Origin of the sequence: Escherichia sp. WS3227_2 (assembly GCF_046486495.1) — a bacterium.
In the GTDB taxonomy this organism is placed as follows: Bacteria; Pseudomonadota; Gammaproteobacteria; order Enterobacterales; family Enterobacteriaceae; genus Escherichia; species Escherichia coli.
This window is the reverse complement of sequence record NZ_JBJQLG010000006.1, coordinates 202,116-222,784: the sequence shown is the minus strand read 5'-3', so window position 1 is coordinate 222,784 and position 20,669 is coordinate 202,116. Positions and strand designations below refer to the sequence as shown.

General features: G+C 51.2%; 18 protein-coding genes. 11 read left to right on the top strand and 7 right to left on the bottom strand.

Going from position 1 to position 20,669, the window contains the following annotated elements:
• Positions 1–60: 60 nt before the first annotated feature.
• Both ACJHXB_RS10900 and yeiP read right to left on the bottom strand, forming a co-directional pair.
• On the bottom strand, positions 61–1,527 hold the full coding sequence (locus ACJHXB_RS10900; RefSeq protein WP_001091924.1) for a mannitol dehydrogenase family protein: 1,467 nt from the start codon (positions 1,525–1,527) through the stop codon (positions 61–63).
• Between the two features lie 222 nt (positions 1,528–1,749).
• Positions 1,750–2,322 carry an elongation factor P-like protein YeiP gene (gene yeiP, locus ACJHXB_RS10895; RefSeq protein ID WP_001136827.1) on the bottom strand — a complete coding sequence of 191 codons (573 nt, stop codon included), beginning with the start codon at positions 2,320–2,322 and terminating at the stop codon, positions 1,750–1,752.
• 154 nt (positions 2,323–2,476) lie between these two features.
• Here yeiP and ACJHXB_RS10890 point away from each other — a divergent pair, with 154 nt between their 5' ends.
• Positions 2,477–2,731, top strand: a complete 255-nt coding sequence (locus ACJHXB_RS10890; protein WP_000389030.1) for a YkgJ family cysteine cluster protein — start codon at positions 2,477–2,479, stop codon at positions 2,729–2,731.
• Here ACJHXB_RS10890 and setB read toward each other — a convergent pair.
• A complete protein-coding gene (gene setB / locus ACJHXB_RS10885) occupies positions 2,728–3,909 on the bottom strand; it encodes a sugar efflux transporter SetB (protein ID WP_000551950.1) in 1,182 nt (393 codons plus the stop codon). The two genes, ACJHXB_RS10890 and setB, sit on opposite strands and share 4 nt — an antisense overlap.
• A 367-nt stretch (positions 3,910–4,276) precedes the next feature.
• On the opposite strand from setB, the gene fruB reads away from it, so the two are divergent.
• The 6 genes from fruB to ACJHXB_RS10855 all read left to right on the top strand — a co-directional run bounded on the left by fruB (position 4,277) and on the right by ACJHXB_RS10855 (position 11,688).
• The gene (fruB, locus tag ACJHXB_RS10880) at positions 4,277–5,407 is read left to right on the top strand and encodes a fused PTS fructose transporter subunit IIA/HPr protein (protein ID WP_000487246.1); all 1,131 of its coding nucleotides are present in this window, start codon (positions 4,277–4,279) and stop codon (positions 5,405–5,407) included.
• On the top strand, positions 5,407–6,345 hold the full coding sequence (gene fruK / locus ACJHXB_RS10875; RefSeq protein ID WP_000091263.1) for a 1-phosphofructokinase: 939 nt from the start codon (positions 5,407–5,409) through the stop codon (positions 6,343–6,345). Before fruB ends, fruK begins: the two co-directional genes overlap by 1 nt.
• A 16-nt stretch (positions 6,346–6,361) precedes the next feature.
• On the top strand, positions 6,362–8,053 hold the full coding sequence (gene fruA, locus ACJHXB_RS10870) for a PTS fructose transporter subunit IIBC (protein WP_000854461.1): 1,692 nt from the start codon (positions 6,362–6,364) through the stop codon (positions 8,051–8,053).
• Between the two features lie 423 nt (positions 8,054–8,476).
• Positions 8,477–9,418, top strand: a complete 942-nt coding sequence (locus ACJHXB_RS10865) for a pseudouridine kinase (RefSeq protein ID WP_001208114.1) — start codon at positions 8,477–8,479, stop codon at positions 9,416–9,418.
• On the top strand, positions 9,406–10,344 hold the full coding sequence (gene psuG / locus ACJHXB_RS10860) for a pseudouridine-5'-phosphate glycosidase (RefSeq protein ID WP_001292458.1): 939 nt from the start codon (positions 9,406–9,408) through the stop codon (positions 10,342–10,344). Before ACJHXB_RS10865 ends, psuG begins: the two co-directional genes overlap by 13 nt.
• 93 nt (positions 10,345–10,437) lie before the next feature.
• Positions 10,438–11,688: a NupC/NupG family nucleoside CNT transporter gene (locus tag ACJHXB_RS10855; protein ID WP_000353879.1), complete on the top strand. Its 1,251-nt coding sequence runs from the start codon at positions 10,438–10,440 to the stop codon at positions 11,686–11,688.
• A 67-nt stretch (positions 11,689–11,755) separates the two neighbouring features.
• Here the strand turns inward: ACJHXB_RS10855 and ACJHXB_RS10850 are convergent, their stop codons facing one another.
• Entirely contained in the window at positions 11,756–12,454 is a 699-nt protein-coding gene (locus ACJHXB_RS10850) for a transcriptional regulator YeiL (protein ID WP_000658598.1), read from the bottom strand.
• Positions 12,455–12,583: 129 nt separating this feature from the next.
• Between ACJHXB_RS10850 and rihB the strand changes: the two genes are divergently transcribed.
• Positions 12,584–13,525, top strand: coding sequence for a ribosylpyrimidine nucleosidase (rihB, locus tag ACJHXB_RS10845; RefSeq protein ID WP_000415455.1), 942 nt, complete (start codon positions 12,584–12,586; stop codon positions 13,523–13,525).
• A 99-nt stretch (positions 13,526–13,624) separates the two neighbouring features.
• The gene (locus ACJHXB_RS10840; protein ID WP_001468965.1) at positions 13,625–14,875 is read left to right on the top strand and encodes a NupC/NupG family nucleoside CNT transporter; all 1,251 of its coding nucleotides are present in this window, start codon (positions 13,625–13,627) and stop codon (positions 14,873–14,875) included.
• Between the two features lie 55 nt (positions 14,876–14,930).
• On the opposite strand, the gene ACJHXB_RS10835 is transcribed toward ACJHXB_RS10840, so the two are convergent.
• The 3 genes from ACJHXB_RS10835 to ACJHXB_RS10825 form a co-directional block, all read right to left on the bottom strand.
• Positions 14,931–16,019: a sugar kinase gene (locus tag ACJHXB_RS10835; RefSeq protein ID WP_410233494.1), complete on the bottom strand. Its 1,089-nt coding sequence runs from the start codon at positions 16,017–16,019 to the stop codon at positions 14,931–14,933.
• A gap of 2 nt (positions 16,020–16,021) precedes the next feature.
• Entirely contained in the window at positions 16,022–16,879 is an 858-nt protein-coding gene (nfo, locus tag ACJHXB_RS10830; protein WP_000873880.1) for a deoxyribonuclease IV, read from the bottom strand.
• Positions 16,880–16,952: 73 nt separating this feature from the next.
• Complete coding sequence (locus ACJHXB_RS10825) at positions 16,953–18,002, bottom strand: YeiH family protein (protein WP_000182053.1); 1,050 nt, start codon at positions 18,000–18,002, stop codon at positions 16,953–16,955.
• A 98-nt stretch (positions 18,003–18,100) separates the two neighbouring features.
• On the opposite strand from ACJHXB_RS10825, the gene yieE reads away from it, so the two are divergent.
• Together yieE and lysP are read left to right on the top strand one after the other, a co-directional pair.
• A complete protein-coding gene (gene yieE / locus ACJHXB_RS10820; RefSeq protein ID WP_000548295.1) occupies positions 18,101–18,982 on the top strand; it encodes a DNA-binding transcriptional regulator YeiE in 882 nt (293 codons plus the stop codon).
• Between the two features lie 204 nt (positions 18,983–19,186).
• Entirely contained in the window at positions 19,187–20,656 is a 1,470-nt protein-coding gene (gene lysP / locus ACJHXB_RS10815; RefSeq protein WP_000253273.1) for a lysine-specific permease, read from the top strand.
• The last annotated feature ends 13 nt before the right edge of the window (positions 20,657–20,669 follow it).

Genomic DNA, 20,669 nt, shown 5'->3' with positions numbered 1-20,669 from the left:
AGAAAAGAGAAGGGGAGAGCGGACGAAGGCGAGCTTCATCCGCTTTAACCGCAGAAATCGTTAAATTTTGAGGGTGTTTAATAGCGCCTGATGCGCGCCGAATTGTGAGATTTGTTGCCAGGCTTGTTCGATGGCCTGCACAAAATGCGGGTTATCTGGCAGATCATCACCGAAAACTTCACGCAGGGAAAGCAGGGCGGTGACGCGTTGCTCACTGCTGCTGCCCGCAACAAGATCGCGAATTTTATCGCTAAGCGGATCGCGAACATCAATGGCATTTCCGGCATCATCAACGCCGCTGACGTAACGCATCCAGCCTGCAACGCCTAATGCCAGCAACGACCAGTCCGTTTCGCGCGCCAGATGTATGCGAATACCTGCCAGCATACGTTGCGGTAATTTCTGGCTCCCATCCATCGCGATTTGCCAGGTCTTATGTTTCAGCGCCGGGTTAGCAAAACGTGCAATTAACTTATCCGCATATTGTGTTAAATCGACATCTTTAATTCGCAGTGTCGGCGCTTGCTCATCCAGCATTAATGTTCTGGCGGCATGGCGAAATGTACGATCCTGCATGCAATCGCTGATATGGGCGAATCCTGAGAGGTAACCCAGATAAGCGAGAAAAGAGTGGCTGCCATTAAGCATACGTAGTTTCATCTCTTCCCATGGCAGGACATCATGCACCATTTGTACACCTGCGACTTCCCAGGCAGGACGCCCAGCGACGAAGTTATCTTCCACCACCCACTGGATAAACGGTTCGCAGCTAATCGCGCAGGGATCATTCACCCCCAGATGCTGACTGATTTCCGCCAGTGATTCGTCGGTTGCAGCCGGAACAATACGGTCGACCATGGTTCCCGGAAAACTGACGTGTTCTTTTATCCACCCGGCGAGTTCTGGCGAACGTTTTTCTGCCATTCCCAGCACCGCGTTTTTCACCACATGGCCATTGTCGGGAATATTGTCGCAGGAGAGCACGGTAAACGGTGCAAGGCCGCTTTCACGGCGTCGTTTCAGTGCTTCGACGAGAATACCCGGCGCGGAGTGAGGTTCTTCAGGGTTTTGTAGATCGTGAATAATCCGCGGATTGCTGGTGTCGAGTGCACCGGTGGCTGGGTCAATACAATAGCCTTTTTCGGTAATCGTCAGGGAAACAATTGCCACCTGTGGCTCGCAAAATTTCTCAATAATTGCCGCTAAGGAATCCAGTTTTGCATTCAGGCATTCGTGAACGGCACCGACAATTATCGCCTGATTGCCGTCCGCACCTTTCTCCAGCACGGTATATAAATGGTTCTGTGCGCGGAGCTGGCTCATCAGTTGATCACCGCTGAACAAGCTGATTTCACAGATCCCCCAGTCGCCGCCCTGGGCATTCAGCACACGATCGGTCAGTAACGCCTGATGTGCGCGGTGAAAGGCGCCAAAGCCAAAATGAACGATACGTGATTGCAACTGCTGGCGATCGTAGCGTGGAGCGTGTACATGATGCGGGAGCGTAACGGAGGCGATTGTATTCATAGGAGTCACGTCTTGGTAACGATTAATTAACAATGACAGTGTAAAGTTATATGACAGCAATTGAAATTGGTCTGGATTGTTAATGCGATGAAGTGTGAGGGCGATCAATCAACGAGTGAAAATTGAGGGCGTAAGGTGTTCAGGAAGCGCAAAATAGAAGATTGGTATAATAAATTAAAAAAGGGACAGCCTGAGCTATCCCTTTTCTGCATGCGGCTGAAGTTAGTCAGCACGCCCCATATAACGGCGTTCTTCGATATGGATACGAATTTTTTCGCCCGGGCTTAAGTATTCTGGTACCTGAATCACCAGACCAGTGCTCAATGTCGCCGGTTTGTTACGGGCGCTGGCAGATGCCCCTTTGATGCCTGGTGCGGTTTCAACGATTTCCAGATCAACGGTCTGCGGCAGCTCAAGCGCCAGCAGTTGACCGTCCCAGGTCAGCACCTGCATGTCCGGCATGCCGCCCTCTGGCATAAACAGCAACTCTTCTTCAATCTGATCTTTGGTGAAGGTATACGGGGTATAGTCTTCTTTATCCATAAAGACATATTCGTTGCCATCGACATAGGAGAAGTCAACGTAACGGCGGGTCAGCGTCACGGTGTCAACGATATCATCTCCTTTGAAACGCTCTTCTACTTTCAGCCCGGTACGGACATCAGAAAAACGCATTTTGTACAGCGTAGCGGCACCGCGGGCAGTGGGCGACTGAATATCAATGTCCTTAACCAGCAGCAGTTTGCCGTTGTAATTCAGTACCATACCTTTTTTAATTTCGTTCGCTCTTGGCATCGAAAAATTCCTGTAGTCGAAAATGTCAAAAATATCGCGACAAAGTACTCGCGACGGGCCTTTCGGGCAAGTGGTATTCGCACTTTTGCTGGTGCAAAAAAGGTGGTACTGTGCGCGCTCATCAATCCGGTGGTTAACCTTAAGAGAACAACGTATGGAATGCCGTCCGGGTTGCGGGGCGTGTTGCACCGCCCCTTCAATTTCCAGCCCTATTCCCGGTATGCCAGATGGCAAGCCCGCCAATACGCCCTGCATTCAGCTTGATGAACAGCAACGCTGTAAAATTTTCACCTCGCCACTGCGACCGAAAGTCTGTGCAGGCTTACAAGCCAGCGCTGAAATGTGCGGTAACTCGCGTCAGCAGGCAATGACCTGGCTTATCGATCTGGAAATGCTGACCGCGCCTTAAACATCTTTAATCCGCAGTAAGCAAAACAGAGTGGCGATAATCATCACCATCGCAAACCAGAACACAGCGTGATAATTCCAGATCTCGGCGACGATGCCCGCCACTGATCCTGCGATGATCCAGCCCACGCGCGAAGTGTTGGTATAGAGCGTGGTGGCTGAACCTGCCTGACCGGGCATCAAATCCTGAAAATAGAGCATCCCGATGCCGCCCAGAATGCCAATAAAAATAGCATTTAGCAGCTGCAAGCCCAACAGAATGGCAGGTGAATGCGCCATCAGCATTCCTGCGTAAAAACAGACGCCACCCACGGCAGCAACGCGCATTAAGAAGCGCTTACCCAGACGTTTGGCGAAATATCCGGCAATCAACATGGTCGGGATTTCCAGCCCGGCGGCGGTCCCCATCATCACACCGGCCAGTTTCTCGGGAAGATGCAGTTCGTTGATAATAAATAGCGGCATGTTGATGATGTACAGGCTGTTCGAGCCCCACATCAATGTACAAATGACAAACAGCAGCAGCGTATCGCGACGGTTACGGCGCGGCGCTTCAACCGTGCCGGTCGCCAGTGGAAGTTCTTTTTGCATCGACGGTAAAAACAGCCACACCATCACGCCGCAAACAATAAACGCTACCGCTGCGCTCAGATACATTACCGTAAAGCTGAAACCCATCGCTAAGGCATAAGCCAGCGGCGGGCCAATGACCCATGCCAGTGAAACCTGAGCGCGTAAAAAAGAGCTGAACATCACCGCTTCACGTCCGGTTTTGTCAGCATGTTCACGGGCGAGGGCAAACATTTGCGGGTTAGCAGTCGAGCCAAAGCTGCTAAGAAAGACGCCAACGAATAGCAAAACAAAGTAGTTGCGATTCCAGGCAAAAAGAGTGCAGGCCAGCACGCCTAACACGCAGCAAAAGACAATCAGCGATTTGCGATCGCCGCGCTTATCAGAGCGCCCGGCGAGAAACTGACTTACCAGAATCCCAATGACAGCGCTGCCGGTAAAGAAGAATCCCACCATCGCCGGGCGGGCATGTACTTCATCAGTAAGAAAAATACTGAGTGTCGGGGTTTGTAGAGCGCCCGCAATACCGGTGAGAAAGGCAACGATTAAAAACGCCATCGAGGTCAGGTCAAACGATTTCGCGCTGGAGACTGCGGGGGAGTTATGCATGCTGGTCGATCACTGGAAGAGGAAGACGCGGAGTTTACGCTGCTTGTCAGAAAATAAACAGACAGCGAAATCAAAAGCGCCACGAATAATCAAAATGCCATTTCACTGTTGCTGATTGGCTGCTGACGCTGCTGAAATGAAATTGCTGATAACGGATTTTCCCATCAGCAATTAGGAAAAATGACAAAAAATTGTGCAGCACATCAAACTTTTGCTCATAACTTTACGGCTTTCCTTGCGTGCTGAAACAGAAGTATTATGCTTTCTTGAAACGTTTCAGCGCGATCTTGTCTTTAACCCTAAGCCAGGTTGGCGCTTTTTTTCTCATAGAAGCTGAATCGTTTCAATTCAGCAAGAGAGGAGAACTATGTTCCAGTTATCCGTACAGGACATCCATCCGGGCGAAAAGGCCGGAGACAAAGAAGAGGCGATTCGCCAGGTCGCTGCGGCGCTGGTGCAGGCCGGTAATGTAGCTGAAGGCTACGTCAATGGCATGCTGGCGCGCGAACAGCAAACCTCTACGTTCCTCGGCAATGGTATTGCTATTCCACACGGCACTACCGACACCCGCGATCAGGTGCTGAAAACCGGCGTTCAGGTATTTCAGTTCCCGGAAGGCGTCACCTGGGGTGACGGCCAGGTAGCGTACGTGGCGATCGGTATTGCTGCCAGCTCGGATGAACATTTGGGCCTGCTACGCCAGCTGACCCACGTACTGAGCGATGATTCCGTTGCTGAACAACTGAAGTCAGCAACAACAGCAGAAGAACTTCGCGCATTGCTGATGGGCGAAAAGCAGAGTGAGCAGCTGAAGCTCGACAACGAAATGCTGACGCTGGATATCGTCGCCAGCGATCTGCTGACTCTTCAGGCGCTGAACGCTGCACGTCTGAAAGAAGCGGGGGCAGTTGACGCCACTTTCGTCACCAAAGCCATCAATGAACAACCGCTGAACCTCGGACAGGGCATCTGGCTGAGCGATAGCGCCGAAGGCAATCTGCGTAGCGCGATTGCGGTAAGCCGTGCGGCAAATGCTTTTGATGTGGACGGCGAAACGGCAGCCATGCTGGTGAGTGTGGCGATGAATGACGATCAGCCCATTGCGGTTCTTAAGCGTCTCGCTGATTTGTTACTCGACAATAAAGCTGACCGCTTGCTGAAAGCGGATGCGGCAACGTTGCTGGCGCTGCTGACCAGCGATGATGCGCCGACCGACGACGTGTTAAGCGCGGAGTTTGTGGTGCGCAATGAACACGGCCTGCATGCTCGTCCAGGTACCATGCTGGTCAATACCATTAAACAATTTAACAGTGATATTACCGTGACAAACCTTGATGGCACCGGCAAACCGGCAAACGGACGTAGTCTGATGAAAGTTGTGGCACTTGGCGTTAAGAAAGGTCATCGCCTACGCTTTACCGCCCAGGGTGCAGATGCTGAACAGGCGCTGAAAGCCATTGGCGACGCTATCGCTGCTGGTCTTGGGGAGGGCGCATAATGAGCAGACGTGTTGCTACTATCACCCTTAATCCGGCTTATGACCTTGTTGGTTTCTGCCCGGAAATTGAACGCGGCGAAGTGAACCTGGTGAAAACCACCGGTCTGCATGCGGCGGGTAAAGGCATCAACGTGGCCAAAGTATTAAAAGACCTGGGAATTGATGTCACCGTTGGCGGCTTCCTCGGTAAAGACAATCAGGATGGTTTTCAGCAACTGTTCAGCGAGCTGGGCATTGCCAACCGTTTCCAGGTTGTACAGGGGCGCACCCGAATTAACGTTAAGCTGACGGAAAAAGACGGCGAAGTGACCGACTTCAACTTCTCGGGTTTTGAAGTCACCCCCGCCGACTGGGAACGCTTTGTGACTGATTCTCTGAGCTGGCTCGGTCAGTTCGATATGGTCTGTGTCAGCGGAAGCTTACCGTCAGGCGTCAGCCCGGAAGCGTTCACCGACTGGATGACTCGCCTGCGTAGTCAGTGTCCTTGCATTATCTTTGATAGTAGCCGTGAAGCGTTAGTGGCAGGTTTGAAAGCGGCACCGTGGCTGGTGAAACCTAACCGCCGCGAGCTGGAAATCTGGGCAGGCCGTAAACTGCCTGAAATGAAAGATGTGATTGAAGCTGCGCATGCGCTGCGTGAACAAGGTATCGCGCATGTCGTTATTTCACTGGGTGCCGAAGGCGCGCTTTGGGTTAATGCCTCCGGCGAATGGATCGCCAAACCACCGTCAGTCGATGTCGTAAGCACCGTTGGCGCAGGGGATTCTATGGTTGGTGGCCTGATTTATGGCTTGCTGATGCGTGAATCCAGTGAACACACACTGCGTCTGGCGACAGCTGTTGCAGCCCTGGCGGTAAGTCAAAGCAATGTGGGTATTACCGATCGTCCGCAGTTGGCCGCAATGATGGCGCGCGTCGACTTACAACCTTTTAACTGACAGCAGGAGAGGCATAATGAAAACGCTGCTGATTATTGACGCTAATCTCGGTCAGGCACGCGCCTATATGGCGAAGACCCTGCTGGGCGCGGCGGCGCGAAAAGCAAAACTGGAAATCATCGACAATCCGAACGACGCTGAAATGGCGATTGTTCTCGGTGATTCCATCCCGAACGACAGCGCGCTGAACGGTAAAAATGTCTGGCTGGGCGATATTTCCCGGGCAGTTGCGCACCCTGAGCTGTTCCTGAGTGAAGCCAAAGGCCATGCGAAACCTTACACTGCGCCGGTTTCTGCGACAGCACCGGTTGCCGCCAGCGGTCCGAAACGCGTAGTTGCGGTGACTGCTTGCCCGACTGGCGTAGCACACACCTTTATGGCGGCTGAAGCCATTGAAACCGAAGCGAAAAAACGTGGCTGGTGGGTGAAAGTTGAAACCCGTGGTTCGGTTGGCGCGGGTAATGCAATCACCCCTGAAGAAGTAGCCGCAGCGGATCTGGTGATTGTGGCGGCAGATATTGAAGTGGATCTGGCGAAATTTGCTGGTAAACCGATGTATCGCACCTCTACCGGTCTGGCGCTGAAGAAAACCGCGCAGGAACTGGATAAAGCGGTTGCTGAAGCAACGCCGTATGAACCGGCGGGCAAAACTCAAACAGCGACCACTGAAGGTAAGAAAGAGAGTGCAGGCGCTTACCGTCACTTGCTGACGGGCGTTTCTTACATGCTGCCGATGGTCGTTGCAGGTGGTCTGTGTATCGCGCTTTCTTTTGCTTTTGGTATCGAAGCGTTTAAAGAGCCGGGTACGTTGGCAGCGGCGCTGATGCAGATTGGTGGTGGTTCAGCCTTTGCGCTGATGGTGCCGGTACTGGCAGGTTATATTGCCTTCTCCATTGCCGATCGTCCGGGTCTCACGCCGGGTCTGATTGGCGGTATGCTGGCGGTCAGCACTGGTTCTGGCTTCATTGGCGGTATTATTGCGGGCTTCCTGGCTGGTTACATTGCGAAGTTAATCAGTACGCAATTGAAACTGCCACAGAGTATGGAGGCGCTGAAACCGATCCTGATCATTCCGCTAATTTCCAGTCTGGTGGTCGGTCTGGCGATGATCTACCTGATCGGTAAACCGGTTGCTGGCATTCTCGAAGGGTTGACTCACTGGCTGCAGACCATGGGGACTGCGAATGCGGTTCTGCTGGGGGCGATCCTCGGTGGCATGATGTGTACTGACATGGGCGGTCCGGTAAACAAAGCAGCGTACGCATTCGGTGTGGGTCTGCTGAGTACTCAAACCTATGGCCCGATGGCGGCGATTATGGCGGCAGGTATGGTGCCACCGCTGGCAATGGGCCTGGCAACAATGGTGGCGCGTCGCAAATTCGACAAAGCGCAGCAGGAAGGTGGCAAAGCCGCTCTGGTATTGGGACTGTGCTTCATTTCGGAAGGTGCAATTCCGTTTGCTGCTCGTGATCCGATGCGTGTGCTGCCGTGCTGTATCGTGGGTGGGGCGCTGACTGGCGCAATCTCAATGGCGATTGGTGCGAAACTGATGGCACCGCACGGTGGTCTGTTTGTTCTGCTGATCCCTGGCGCGATTACGCCGGTATTGGGTTACCTGGTAGCCATTATTGCCGGTACGCTGGTGGCGGGTCTGGCCTATGCCTTCCTGAAACGTCCGGAAGTGGACGCAGTAGCGAAAGCAGCGTAATAAAAGGTGTGTTACAGGGCAGAAATTTCCTGCCCTGTAACATTTGATGAGCGCAAAGGGAATGACCGGTTTGTGAATGTAATTTTATGAATTTAAATGGTTTTATCTTTCAGTAGAAACCTGAAACGTTCATCAAACACTAAGGTTATTTCCTCAAGGGCAGATTATTTTCTGCCCTTTTTTAGTGTTCCTGTTCTGTGCATCCCGTCACAAATTCCTCGCTTTTGTAATTCAGGCATTTAATCGCATTTTGTGAGCCTGCTCAAATCTGCCCATTTTGCCTCTCTGGCGGTAATTTACTTTACGTAAAACATGCATACTATGAGCACATGTTTAAATATGAACACATGTTTAATCCGTCTTTGCAGTATCTATATTCTTGTGGATTGACAGGGTTGGTAATTTTTTACCAGAGGACGTGCTATGCGCGAAAAGGATTATGTCGTAATTATAGGTTCGGCGAATATTGATGTCGCCGGATATTCACATGAATCATTAAATTATGCGGATTCAAATCCAGGTAAAATAAAATTTACGCCTGGTGGAGTCGGGCGCAATATTGCACAAAACCTGGCGTTGCTGGGGAACAAAGCCTGGCTACTGAGCGCCGTAGGCAGTGATTTTTATGGTCAATCGCTGCTAACGCAAACCAATCAATCTGGCGTTTATGTCGATAAATGCCTGATTGTGCCGGGAGAAAATACGTCAAGCTATTTATCATTACTCGATAATACCGGTGAAATGCTGGTTGCTATAAATGACATGAATATTAGCAACGCTATTACAGCTGAATATCTCGCACAGCACTGTGAATTTATTCAGAGGGCAAAGGTCATTGTCGCGGACTGTAATATCAGTGAAGAGGCACTGGCATGGATTCTGGATAATGCCGCCAATGTACCTGTATTTGTCGATCCGGTTTCGGCATGGAAATGTGTCAAAGTGCGTGACCGTCTAAATCAGATCCACACCCTGAAGCCAAACCGCCTTGAAGCGGAAACCTTGAGTGGGATTGCTTTGTCAGGGCGTGAAGATGTGGCAAAAGTTGCTGCCTGGTTCCATCAACATGGCCTGAACCGACTGGTAATGAGCATGGGCGGCGACGGCGTTTATTACAGTGATATCAGCGGTGAAAGTGGTTGGTCTGCGCCGAACAAAACCAATGTCATTAATGTTACCGGAGCGGGCGATGCCATGATGGCGGGGCTTGCTTCGTGTTGGGTAGACGGAATGCCGTTTGCCGAATCTGTTCGTTTCGCACAGGGATGTTCGTCAATGGCGCTCTCCTGTGAATACACCAATAACCCCGATTTATCGATTGCCAACGTTATATCGTTAGTGGAGAACGCAGAATGTCTGAATTAAAAATTTCCCCTGAATTATTACAAATTTCCCCGGAAGTGCAGGACGCTTTAAAAAACAAAAAACCGGTTGTGGCGCTGGAATCGACCATTATTTCTCACGGGATGCCGTTCCCACAAAATGCCCAGACCGCAATTGAAGTTGAAGAAACTATTCGTAAACAGGGCGCTGTACCTGCCACTATCGCCATTATTGGCGGCGTGATGAAAGTGGGTTTAAGCAAAGAAGAAATTGAATTGCTGGGTCGTGAAGGGCATAACGTGACCAAAGTTAGTCGTCGCGATTTACCTTTTGTTGTTGCCGCCGGAAAAAATGGCGCAACCACCGTTGCTTCAACGATGATTATTGCGGCGCTTGCCGGAATTAAAGTATTTGCCACCGGGGGAATTGGTGGTGTGCATCGCGGGGCGGAACATACCTTCGATATTTCTGCCGATTTGCAAGAACTGGCAAATACTAATGTCACCGTTGTTTGTGCCGGTGCAAAATCTATTCTCGATTTAGGATTAACAACAGAATATTTAGAAACCTTCGGTGTGCCACTAATTGGCTATCAGACCAAAGCGCTGCCTGCGTTTTTCTGCCGCACCAGCCCGTTTGACGTCAGCATTCGTCTCGACAGCGCCAGCGAAATTGCCCGTGCAATGGCGGTGAAATGGCAAAGCGGGCTGAACGGTGGCCTCGTGGTAGCGAACCCGATCCCGGAACAGTTTGCGATGCCGGAACAGACCATTAACGCTGCGATTGATCAGGCAGTGGCAGAAGCCGAAGAGCAGGGCGTTATTGGTAAAGAAAGCACACCGTTCCTGCTGGCTCGTGTTGCTGAACTGACTGGCGGTGACAGCCTGAAATCCAACATCCAACTGGTGTTCAACAACGCCATTCTGGCGAGTGAAATTGCCAAAGAATACCAGCGTCTCGCGGGTTAATTTCTGACGGGCAGAAAGCCGTCGCCCGTACTGATCATACATACCAAAACCTGGCGCTGACGCCGGGTTTACTGGCATGAAGGGAAAATCATTATGGATATAATGAGAAGTGTTGTGGGGATGGTGGTGTTACTGGCAATAGCATTTTTGTTGTCAGTGAATAAAAAGAGCATCAGTTTGCGCACGGTTGGAGCCGCGCTGCTGCTACAAATCGCCATTGGCGGCATCATGCTCTATTTTCCACCAGGAAAATGGGCGGTAGAGCAGGCGGCATTAGGCGTTCATAAAGTGATGTCTTACAGTGATGCCGGTAGTGCCTTTATTTTTGGTTCATTGGTCGGGCCGAAAATGGATGTCCTGTTTGATGGCGCGGGCTTTATCTTCGCCTTTCGCGTACTCCCGGCGATTATCTTCGTCACTGCGCTCATCAGCCTGCTGTACTACATTGGCGTGATGGGGCTGCTAATCCGCATTCTTGGCAGTATTTTTCAGAAAGCCCTCAACATCAGCAAAATCGAATCTTTTGTTGCGGTTACCACTATTTTCCTCGGGCAAAATGAGATCCCGGCGATCGTAAAACCGTTTATCGATCGCATGAATCGCAACGAGCTATTTACGGCAATTTGTAGCGGGATGGCGTCCATTGCCGGTTCGATGATGATTGGTTATGCCGGAATGGGCGTACCAATTGACTACCTGTTAGCGGCATCGCTGATGGCGATCCCTGGTGGTATTTTGTTTGCACGTATTCTTAGCCCAGCCACCGAGCCTTCGCAGGTGACATTTGAAAATCTGTCGTTCAGCGAAACGCCGCCAAAAAGCTTTATCGAAGCGGCGGCGAGCGGTGCGATGACCGGGCTGAAAATCGCCGCTGGTGTAGCGACGGTGGTAATGGCGTTTGTCGCAATTATTGCGCTGATCAACGGCATTATCGGCGGAATTGGCGGCTGGTTTGGTTTCGCCAATGCCTCTCTGGAAAGTATTTTTGGCTATGTGCTGGCACCGCTGGCGTGGATCATGGGTGTGGACTGGAGTGATGCCAACCTTGCGGGTAGCCTGATTGGGCAGAAACTGGCGATTAACGAATTCGTCGCTTACCTGAGTTTCTCCCCATACCTGCAAACGGGCGGCACGCTGGAAGTGAAAACCGTGGCGATTATCTCCTTTGCGCTTTGTGGTTTTGCTAACTTTGGTTCTATCGGTGTTGTCGTTGGCGCATTTTCGGCTATTTCGCCAAAACGTGCTCCAGAAATCGCCCAGCTTGGTTTACGGGCGCTGGCAGCAGCAACGCTTTCCAACCTGATGAGTGCGACCATTGCCGGGTTCTTTATTGGTTTAGCTTGAGTTTCATTGCCGGATGTACGCGCTTATTAAGTGTTGCATCCGGCAATCGCGCTATTGCAAATAATTTTTACTGCATCATCCCTGAGAATTTATTTTCCGGGTCCATCTCCAGCGCCAGTCCTGACAACTGCTTTCTGTTTTTAATTAGATACCCTTTCTTGCTTTTAATTAATAAACCGTCGTGAATGAATTGCGCGAGAACATATAAAAGATGTCGATAAGAAACGCCTAAATACTCTGCCGCTTGTGTATGCTTTTCGTGATAAAGATCACCTTCCTGCGAGAGTAATATAAATGCTGCCAGGCGATTCACTAACGGAAATGATTGATTCTGAGTTAAAGAAACAATATTACGGTAATTTTTATGACTTAAGGTGACGCAGAGTTTTCGTAAAAATAGCGTGTCGTTTAATAACAGCGGGCGGTAATGTTTCATAGGGAGCGCAAGGCACCAACACTCTTCAATAGCCTGCACCGCACGCGGTTCATGGTCTTTGTCGATTAACTCAATCTCGCCAATAAAACAGGGAGCGGCAAAGAAATCGATCAGCGACACGCGACCATTAGCAAGCGTGGCGTAAAGCCTGGCGCGGCCTCGCGTCAGGTAAAACAGCCAGGACGGCTGTTGCCCTTCCTGCACAATGTAGTCACGCGCTAAAAAATGAAACAGCCGCGTATCGGCTGAAACATCCGTTGAAAAGCAATCCTTAAACGCTGATTCACTCATCAATTGCTGCTTAAGATCATTATTGTGGATTTCTTTCACGATGTTTATCCGCTATGAGATTTCTCATATTTAGCATACGTACGCTGTTGTTAAGATTCAATCATCGGCCCGGTCGAATTTTCTTTGCTGTAGAAAAAATAACGCAACTGGAAACAGAGGAAATAAACAATGGAAAAGAGAAAAATTATTCTGGATTGTGATCCGGGTCATGATGATGCTATTGCAATGATGATGGCAGCGAAACATCCGGCAATAGATTTATTAGGCATCACTATTGTCGCGGGTAATCAAACCCTCGATAAAACATTAATTAATGGCCTGAATGTTTGCCAGAAACTGGAGATTAATGTTCCGGTTTATGCGGGGATGCCACAGCCCATTATGCGTCAACAAATCGTTGCCGATAATATTCACGGTGAAACCGGACTTGATGGCCCGGTATTCGAGCCGCTGACCCGCCAGGCAGAAAGCACTCATGCGGTGAAATATATCATTGATACCCTGATGGCAAGCGATGGCGATATCACTCTGGTGCCGGTTGGTCCACTTTCAAACATCGCGGTGGCAATGCGTATGCAACCCGCGATCCTGCCGAAAATCCGTGAAATTGTGCTAATGGGCGGCGCTTACGGTACAGGCAACTTCACGCCATCTGCCGAGTTCAACATCTTTGCGGACCCGGAAGCGGCGCGAGTGGTGTTCACCTCCGGCGTTCCATTAGTGATGATGGGCCTCGATCTCACCAACCAGACCGTTTGCACCCCGGACGTGATTGCACGAATGGAAAGGGCAGGCGGCCCTGCCGGAGAGCTGTTCAGCGACATCATGAACTTCACTCTCAAAACCCAGTTCGAAAACTACGGCTTGGCTGGCGGCCCGGTGCATGACGCCACCTGCATCGGTTATCTGATTAACCCTGATGGCATTAAAACCCAGGAGATGTACGTCGAAGTGGACGTCAATAGTGGACCTTGCTATGGGCGTACCGTCTGCGACGAGCTGGGCGTTCTTGGCAAGCCCGCTAATACCAAAGTCGGCATCACTATTGATACCGACTGGTTCTGGGGATTAGTCGAAGAGTGCGTGCGCGGCTATATCAAAACCCATTAAGTGTTGATAACAAGCCGGGTCAGTATCGCAAGATGCAGGCCCGGCTATTTCTGATGGGCAGAAAGCCGTCGCCCAAAATGACATGAAGAGATAATAACTATGGATGTCATGAGAAGTGTTCTGGGAATGGTGGTATTGCTGGCAATTGCGTTTTTGCTGTCAGTAAACAAGAAGAGGATCAGCCTGCGTACCGTTGGCGCGGCGTTAGTGTTACAGGTCGTGATTGGCGGCATTATGCTTTGGTTACCGCCAGGGCGTTGGGTCGCAGAAAAAGTCGCTTTTGGCGTGCATAAAGTGATGGCGTACAGCGATGCAGGTAGCGCTTTTATCTTCGGTTCGCTGGTCGGGCCGAAAATGGACACCTTATTTGATGGCGCAGGATTTATCTTTGGCTTCAGGGTATTACCGGCAATTATCTTCGTTACAGCACTGGTGAGTATTCTCTACTACATCGGTGTGATGGGGATCTTAATTCGCATTCTCGGCGGTATATTCCAGAAAGCATTGAATATCAGCAAGATTGAGTCATTCGTCGCGGTCACTACCATTTTCCTCGGGCAAAACGAAATTCCGGCAATCGTCAAACCCTTTATCGATCGTCTGAATCGCAATGAATTATTTACAGCGATTTGTAGCGGGATGGCCTCGATTGCTGGTTCGACAATGATTGGTTACGCCGCACTGGGCGTGCCTGTGGAATATCTGCTGGCGGCATCGTTAATGGCGATCCCCGGCGGGATCTTGTTTGCCCGCCTGTTAAGCCCGGCTACGGAATCTTCGCAGGTTTCCTTTAATAACCTCTCTTTCACCGAAACACCGCCAAAAAGCATTATTGAAGCCGCCGCTACAGGGGCAATGACCGGACTGAAAATCGCAGCAGGTGTGGCGACAGTGGTGATGGCATTTGTTGCAATAATTGCGTTGATTAACGGTATTATTGGCGGCGTTGGCGGCTGGTTTGGTTTTGAACATGCCTCGCTGGAGTCCATTTTAGGTTACCTGTTGGCCCCACTGGCGTGGGTGATGGGGGTTGACTGGAGTGATGCGAATCTTGCCGGGAGTTTGATTGGACAGAAACTGGCGATTAATGAATTTGTCGCTTACCTCAATTTCTCACCTTGTCTGCAAACAGCTGGCACTCTGGATGCTAAAACCGTGGCGATTATTTCCTTCGCGTTGTGCGGTTTCGCTAACTTTGGTTCTATCGGGGTGGTGGTGGGGGCGTTTTCTGCGGTTGCGCCACACCGTGCGCCGGAAATCGCCCAGCTTGGTTTACGCGCGCTGGCGGCGGCGACACTTTCTAACCTGATGAGTGCCACCATTGCAGGATTCTTTATTGGCTTAGCGTAGTGCGCGATTTATGAGCCGGATAAGACGCGGTCAAGCGTCGAATCCGGCAACATTGTTACACCATCGGCACTAATGAAAGCGCGTTATCGGCAGACAGGGTAGGGTTGTTTAAGCTGCCGCTGGCGCGTGAAATTGCCGCGCAGGCCATCGCAAAACGGGCGCTGTCACGGAAATTGTTTCCCTCCAGAAAGCTATATACCAGGCCCGCCATAAAACCATCGTCAGCACCAAAACTGTCTACTGTCGTATGCGCTGGCGCTGTCAGCAAAAATTGCTCTCCATTCTTTTCGCTGCAATAAACTGACTCATCGGGCAAATAAACAAACAGTTGCTGAACGCCTTGCTGATGCAACGCATTCACTGCGGCATTACGGTCAGCATCGCTGGTGATCGCCTGTCCCCATAAAATTTCCAGCTCCGGTAAAGTGGGTTTCAGGGTGTGAATATGCGCCAGCCAGTGTTTGATTTTGCCCGCTTTGAATTCTGAAACGGTATCGACAAACACCGGGATTTCATCAGCGAGGGTAAAGACCCACTCCAGCGCCTCGGCTGTCAGGTTGCAATCAGCAAGTACCACGCCCGCATGACGAAGTAAATCGCGCGACCCGTTCAGTAGTTGCGGTGTCAACTGATCCAGCAGATGGGTATCGTTAATCGCCAGCACGGTTTGATCATCTCGATTGGCAATTGCCAGATACGTCGATGTGCTTTGACCATGTAAACGAACGCAGCCGGAGACATTCACGCCGGCGCGGCGCGTTTCTTCCAGGAGCATTTCGCCATAAAAGTCATCGCCAATCACTGAAAGCAAATGGACGTCGCGGCCTAACAGCGCCAGATTGTGGGCGATATTGCGTCCCACGCCGCCCGCCGAGCAATGAATTGTACCGGGATGAGAAGCCGCTTGTGGGTAACGGATATCCGCCATCCCGCGAATATCCATATTGATTGTCCCAACCACTACGCAGTATTCCTGCTCGGTGAGAATGTAACCTTTGCCTTTAATCCGGCCTTTGCGCATTAAATCCATAATATGCGCCGCAGCGCGCGAACGGCTGATTTGCAGCATATCCGCAATTTCGTTCTGCTGAATCAGCGGGTTACGCCGTAAAATTGCAAGGATCTCCTTCTCCCGGTTGTTCATCTTCAGGCTACCGCTTTTTCAGTTTGTTGCGCTTTCAGCCAGGCGATCTCTTCTGCCCAGATATCCGGGTTGATGGTTTCAAGGATCAGCGGAATGCCGTCGAAACGGTCGTCCTGCATGATCCAGCGGAACGCATCATGACCGATATTGCCTTCACCGAGGCTATGATGGCGGTCAACGCGGCTGCCAAAGGTGCTTTTCGCATCGTTAAGGTGCATCCCGCGCAGATACTTAAAGCCGACAATACGGGCAAAATCCGCGAACGTTTTCTCGCATTCGGCTGGAGTACGCAAATCATACCCGGCAGCGAAAGCATGGCAGGTATCAATGCAGACGCCGACGCGGGATTTATCTTCCACGCCGTCGATAATCGCCGCGAGATGTTCGAATTTAAACCCTAAGTTACTGCCCTGACCGGCGGTGTTTTCAATCACCGCGGTTACACCTTGAGTTTTATCCAGCGCAATGTTGATGGATTCGGCAATACGCGCAAGGCAATCCTCTTCTGAAATCTGCATCAGATGGCTGCCAGGGTGGAAGTTGAGCAAAGAAAGCCCCAGCTGTTCGCAACGCTGCATTTCATCTATAAACGCATCGCGCGATTTTTCCAGAGCTTCAGCGACCGGATGTCCGAGGTTAATCAGATAACTGTCGTGGGGAAGAATTTGCGCCGATGTGTAGTGATATTTTTCACAGGCGGCTTTGAATTCATCGATGGTTTGCGTCGTGAGCGGTGCGGCACGCCACTGACGTTGGTTTTTGGTGAACAAGGCAAACGCGGTTGCGTCGATTTCGGCGGCGCGAATTGCGGCATTTGCCAGACCGCCAGCAGCACTAACGTGCGCTCCAATGTATTTCATGCGAGGACTCCTGTTAAACCCGCTGGAGGAAAACGGTAATGATAGCGGGTTAACAGGAGCAAGATGTAGTGGTTTATGCGATGACGCTTTGAATCACATAGTTAATCGCACCACCACCAACAATCAGCCAGGCAAACAGTACCAGTGCCATCAGCAGAGGTTTCGCCCCGGCTTTTTTCAGCGCGCTGACGTGAGTGGTCAGACCCAGCGCCGCCATCGCCATTGCCAGCAGGAAGGTATCCAGCGTTACCAGCATGTTCACCACGCTCTGCGGTAACAGGTGGAACGAGTTAAAGATGGCAACTACGATGAACAAGATGGCAAACCACGGAATAGTGATTTTGCTTTTCTCGCCGCTGTTCGCCCCAGACAGCTGTTTAACACGCGCCGCCAGCAGGATGAGGAACGGAGCCAGCATCATCACGCGCAGCATTTTGGAAATAACTGCTGCGTTTTCTGCATCCGGGCTGATGGCATGACCTGCCGCCACCACCTGCGCCACTTCGTGCACAGTAGAACCAATGTAGATACCGAAAGTTTCCGGACTAAACCATTGAGACATCAGCGGATATATCGCCGGGTAGAGGAAAATCGCGACGGTCCCGAAGATAACAACGGTTGCAACAGCCACGGTTACTTTACTGGCTTCCGCTTTCACTACCGGCTCAGTCGCCAGTACCGCGGCAGCACCACAGATACTGCTACCGGCACCGATCAACCAGCTGGTGTGCTTATCCAGACCAAACACTTTCTGCCCCAGGAAGCAAGCCAGCAGGAAGGTACTGGACAGCGTCAGCACGTCAATGATGATCCCACTGATACCGACATCGGCAATTTGCGAGAACGTCAGACGGAAGCCATAAAGAATGATACCCAGACGTAATAAATATTGCTTGGCAAACAGCACACCACCGTCACAGCTTTTCCAGATGTGCGGATAGATGGTGTTGCCTAAAACCATCCCCAACAAGATTGCGAGGGTGAGGGCACTAAACCCGGCACCCGCAACCGCGGGAATGGAACCACCCCACAGGGCGACCCCGGTGATAACTGCACTCAGGGCTAACCCCGGAATAAAATGCCACAGTGTACGATGTTGTTTCTGTAAGGTGATATTCGTCATAACCCTCTCCTTTAAACGGGCATAAGGTTACGACTAACTGGTTTAAAAATAAAATTGATTATATATTTATAATTAATCTTTATAAGTGGTAAGCGACTATGCACATCACCCTCCGGCAGTTGGAAGTTTTTGCAGAAGTATTGAAAAGTGGATCAACCACCCAGGCGTCGGTGATGCTGGCGTTGTCGCAATCAGCAGTGAGCGCAGCCTTGACCGACCTGGAAGGGCAGCTTGGCGTGCAACTGTTTGATCGCGTGGGGAAAAGACTGGTTGTTAATGAACACGGGCGGCTGCTCTATCCGCGCGCGTTGGCACTGCTTGAACAGGCGGTTGAAATCGAACAACTGTTTCGCGAAGACAACGGCGCGATTCGTATCTATGCCAGTAGTACTATCGGTAACTACATTCTGCCTGCAGTCATTGCCCGTTATCGCCATGATTATCCGCAGTTGCCGATTGAACTTAGCGTTGGGAACAGCCAGGACGTGATGCAAGCGGTGCTGGATTTCCGCGTTGATATTGGCTTTATTGAAGGACCGTGCCACAGCACTGAAATCATTTCTGAACCGTGGCTGGAAGACGAGCTGGTGGTTTTCGCCGCGCCGACTTCGCCATTGGCTCGTGGTCCGGTCACCTTAGAACAGCTGGCCGCTGCGCCGTGGATCCTGCGTGAACGCGGCTCCGGCACGCGGGAGATTGTCGATTATCTGTTGCTGTCACATTTACCGAAGTTTGAGATGGCGATGGAATTAGGTAACTCCGAGGCAATCAAACATGCGGTGCGTCATGGGTTGGGAATTAGTTGCCTGTCGCGACGGGTGATTGAAGATCAATTGCAGGCAGGCACATTAAGTGAAGTTGCGGTCCCTCTGCCGCGCCTGATGCGTACGTTGTGGCGTATACATCATCGGCAAAAACACCTTTCCAACGCGCTACGGCGCTTTCTGAACTATTGCGATCCCGCGAATGTACCGCGTTAAGTTGCTGTACAAGAACATGCTGGTGCTGTGTCGATTTCGTGACGCAGCGCCCTCAGCATGCATTCGCCAGAAAAGAGATTGGCTGCTTTACTTATAATCCCAGGGCGATCATGAAGGTGTCTTATAACCGTGTATTTCTGCCGGAAGGATTGCCAATCGTCTGCTACAATCGCGCCTCATTTTTTAGATGGATAGCATTTTTGTATGGTTTCCGAAACTAAAACCACAGAAGCGCCGGGCTTACGCCGTGAATTAAAGGCGCGTCACCTGACGATGATTGCCATTGGCGGTTCCATCGGTACAGGTCTTTTTGTTGCCTCTGGCGCAACGATTTCTCAGGCAGGTCCGGGCGGGGCATTGCTCTCGTATATGTTGATTGGCCTGATGGTTTACTTCCTGATGACCAGTCTCGGTGAACTGGCTGCATATATGCCGGTTTCCGGTTCGTTTGCCACTTATGGTCAGAACTATGTTGAAGAAGGCTTTGGCTTCGCGCTGGGCTGGAACTACTGGTACAACTGGGCGGTGACTATCGCCGTTGACCTGGTTGCAGCTCAGCTGGTCATGAGCTGGTGGTTCCCGGATACACCGGGCTGGATCTGGAGTGCGCTGTTCCTCGGCGTTATCTTCCTGCTGAACTACATCTCAGTTCGCGGCTTTGGTGAAGCGGAATACTGGTTCTCACTGATCAAAGTCACGACAGTTATTGTCTTTATCATCGTTGGCGTGCTGATGATTATCGGTATCTTCAAAGGCGCGCAGCCTGCGGGCTGGAGCAACTGGACAATCGGCGAAGCGCCGTTTGCTGGTGGTTTTGCGGCGATGATCGGCGTAGCTATGATTGTCGGCTTCTCTTTCCAGGGAACCGAGCTGATCGGTATTGCTGCAGGCGAGTCCGAAGATCCGGCGAAAAACATTCCACGCGCGGTACGTCAGGTGTTCTGGCGAATCCTGTTGTTCTATGTGTTCGCGATCCTGATTATCAGCCTGATTATTCCGTACACCGATCCGAGCCTGCTGCGTAACGATGTTAAAGACATCAGCGTCAGTCCGTTCACCCTGGTGTTCCAGCACGCGGGTCTGCTCTCTGCGGCGGCGGTGATGAACGCAGTTATTCTGACGGCGGTGCTGTCAGCGGGTAACTCCGGTATGTATGCGTCTACTCGTATGCTGTACACCCTGGCGTGTGACGGTAAAGCGCCGCGCATTTTCGCTAAACTGTCGCGTGGTGGCGTGCCGCGTAATGCGCTGTATGCGACGACGGTGATTGCCGGTCTGTGCTTCCTGACCTCCATGTTTGGCAACCAGACGGTATACCTGTGGCTGCTGAACACCTCCGGGATGACCGGTTTTATCGCCTGGCTGGGGATTGCCATTAGCCACTATCGCTTCCGTCGCGGTTACGTATTGCAGGGACACGACATTAACGATCTGCCGTACCGTTCAGGTTTCTTCCCATTGGGGCCGATCTTCGCATTCATTCTGTGTCTGATTATCACTTTGGGCCAGAACTACGAAGCGTTCCTGAAAGATACCATTGACTGGGGCGGCGTAGCGGCAACGTATATTGGTATCCCGCTGTTCCTGATTATTTGGTTCGGCTACAAGCTGATTAAAGGAACACACTTCGTACGTTACAGCGAAATGAAGTTCCCGCAGAACGATAAGAAATAAGTTTCCTCCCTTC

Excerpts from the sequence above, each read along its gene's own strand:
- ACJHXB_RS10900 (WP_001091924.1), bottom strand. The coding sequence starts at position 1,527 with ATGAATACAATCGCCTCCGTTACGCTCCCGCATCATGTACACGCTCCA.
- yeiP (WP_001136827.1), bottom strand. The coding sequence starts at position 2,322 with ATGCCAAGAGCGAACGAAATTAAAAAAGGTATGGTACTGAATTACAAC.
- ACJHXB_RS10890 (WP_000389030.1), top strand. The coding sequence starts at position 2,477 with ATGGAATGCCGTCCGGGTTGCGGGGCGTGTTGCACCGCCCCTTCAATT.
- setB (WP_000551950.1), bottom strand. The coding sequence starts at position 3,909 with ATGCATAACTCCCCCGCAGTCTCCAGCGCGAAATCGTTTGACCTGACC.
- fruB (WP_000487246.1), top strand. The coding sequence starts at position 4,277 with ATGTTCCAGTTATCCGTACAGGACATCCATCCGGGCGAAAAGGCCGGA.
- fruK (WP_000091263.1), top strand. The coding sequence starts at position 5,407 with ATGAGCAGACGTGTTGCTACTATCACCCTTAATCCGGCTTATGACCTT.
- fruA (WP_000854461.1), top strand. The coding sequence starts at position 6,362 with ATGAAAACGCTGCTGATTATTGACGCTAATCTCGGTCAGGCACGCGCC.
- ACJHXB_RS10865 (WP_001208114.1), top strand. The coding sequence starts at position 8,477 with ATGCGCGAAAAGGATTATGTCGTAATTATAGGTTCGGCGAATATTGAT.
- psuG (WP_001292458.1), top strand. The coding sequence starts at position 9,406 with ATGTCTGAATTAAAAATTTCCCCTGAATTATTACAAATTTCCCCGGAA.
- ACJHXB_RS10855 (WP_000353879.1), top strand. The coding sequence starts at position 10,438 with ATGGATATAATGAGAAGTGTTGTGGGGATGGTGGTGTTACTGGCAATA.
- rihB (WP_000415455.1), top strand. The coding sequence starts at position 12,584 with ATGGAAAAGAGAAAAATTATTCTGGATTGTGATCCGGGTCATGATGAT.
- ACJHXB_RS10840 (WP_001468965.1), top strand. The coding sequence starts at position 13,625 with ATGGATGTCATGAGAAGTGTTCTGGGAATGGTGGTATTGCTGGCAATT.
- ACJHXB_RS10835 (WP_410233494.1), bottom strand. The coding sequence starts at position 16,019 with ATGAACAACCGGGAGAAGGAGATCCTTGCAATTTTACGGCGTAACCCG.
- nfo (WP_000873880.1), bottom strand. The coding sequence starts at position 16,879 with ATGAAATACATTGGAGCGCACGTTAGTGCTGCTGGCGGTCTGGCAAAT.
- ACJHXB_RS10825 (WP_000182053.1), bottom strand. The coding sequence starts at position 18,002 with ATGACGAATATCACCTTACAGAAACAACATCGTACACTGTGGCATTTT.
- yieE (WP_000548295.1), top strand. The coding sequence starts at position 18,101 with ATGCACATCACCCTCCGGCAGTTGGAAGTTTTTGCAGAAGTATTGAAA.
- lysP (WP_000253273.1), top strand. The coding sequence starts at position 19,187 with ATGGTTTCCGAAACTAAAACCACAGAAGCGCCGGGCTTACGCCGTGAA.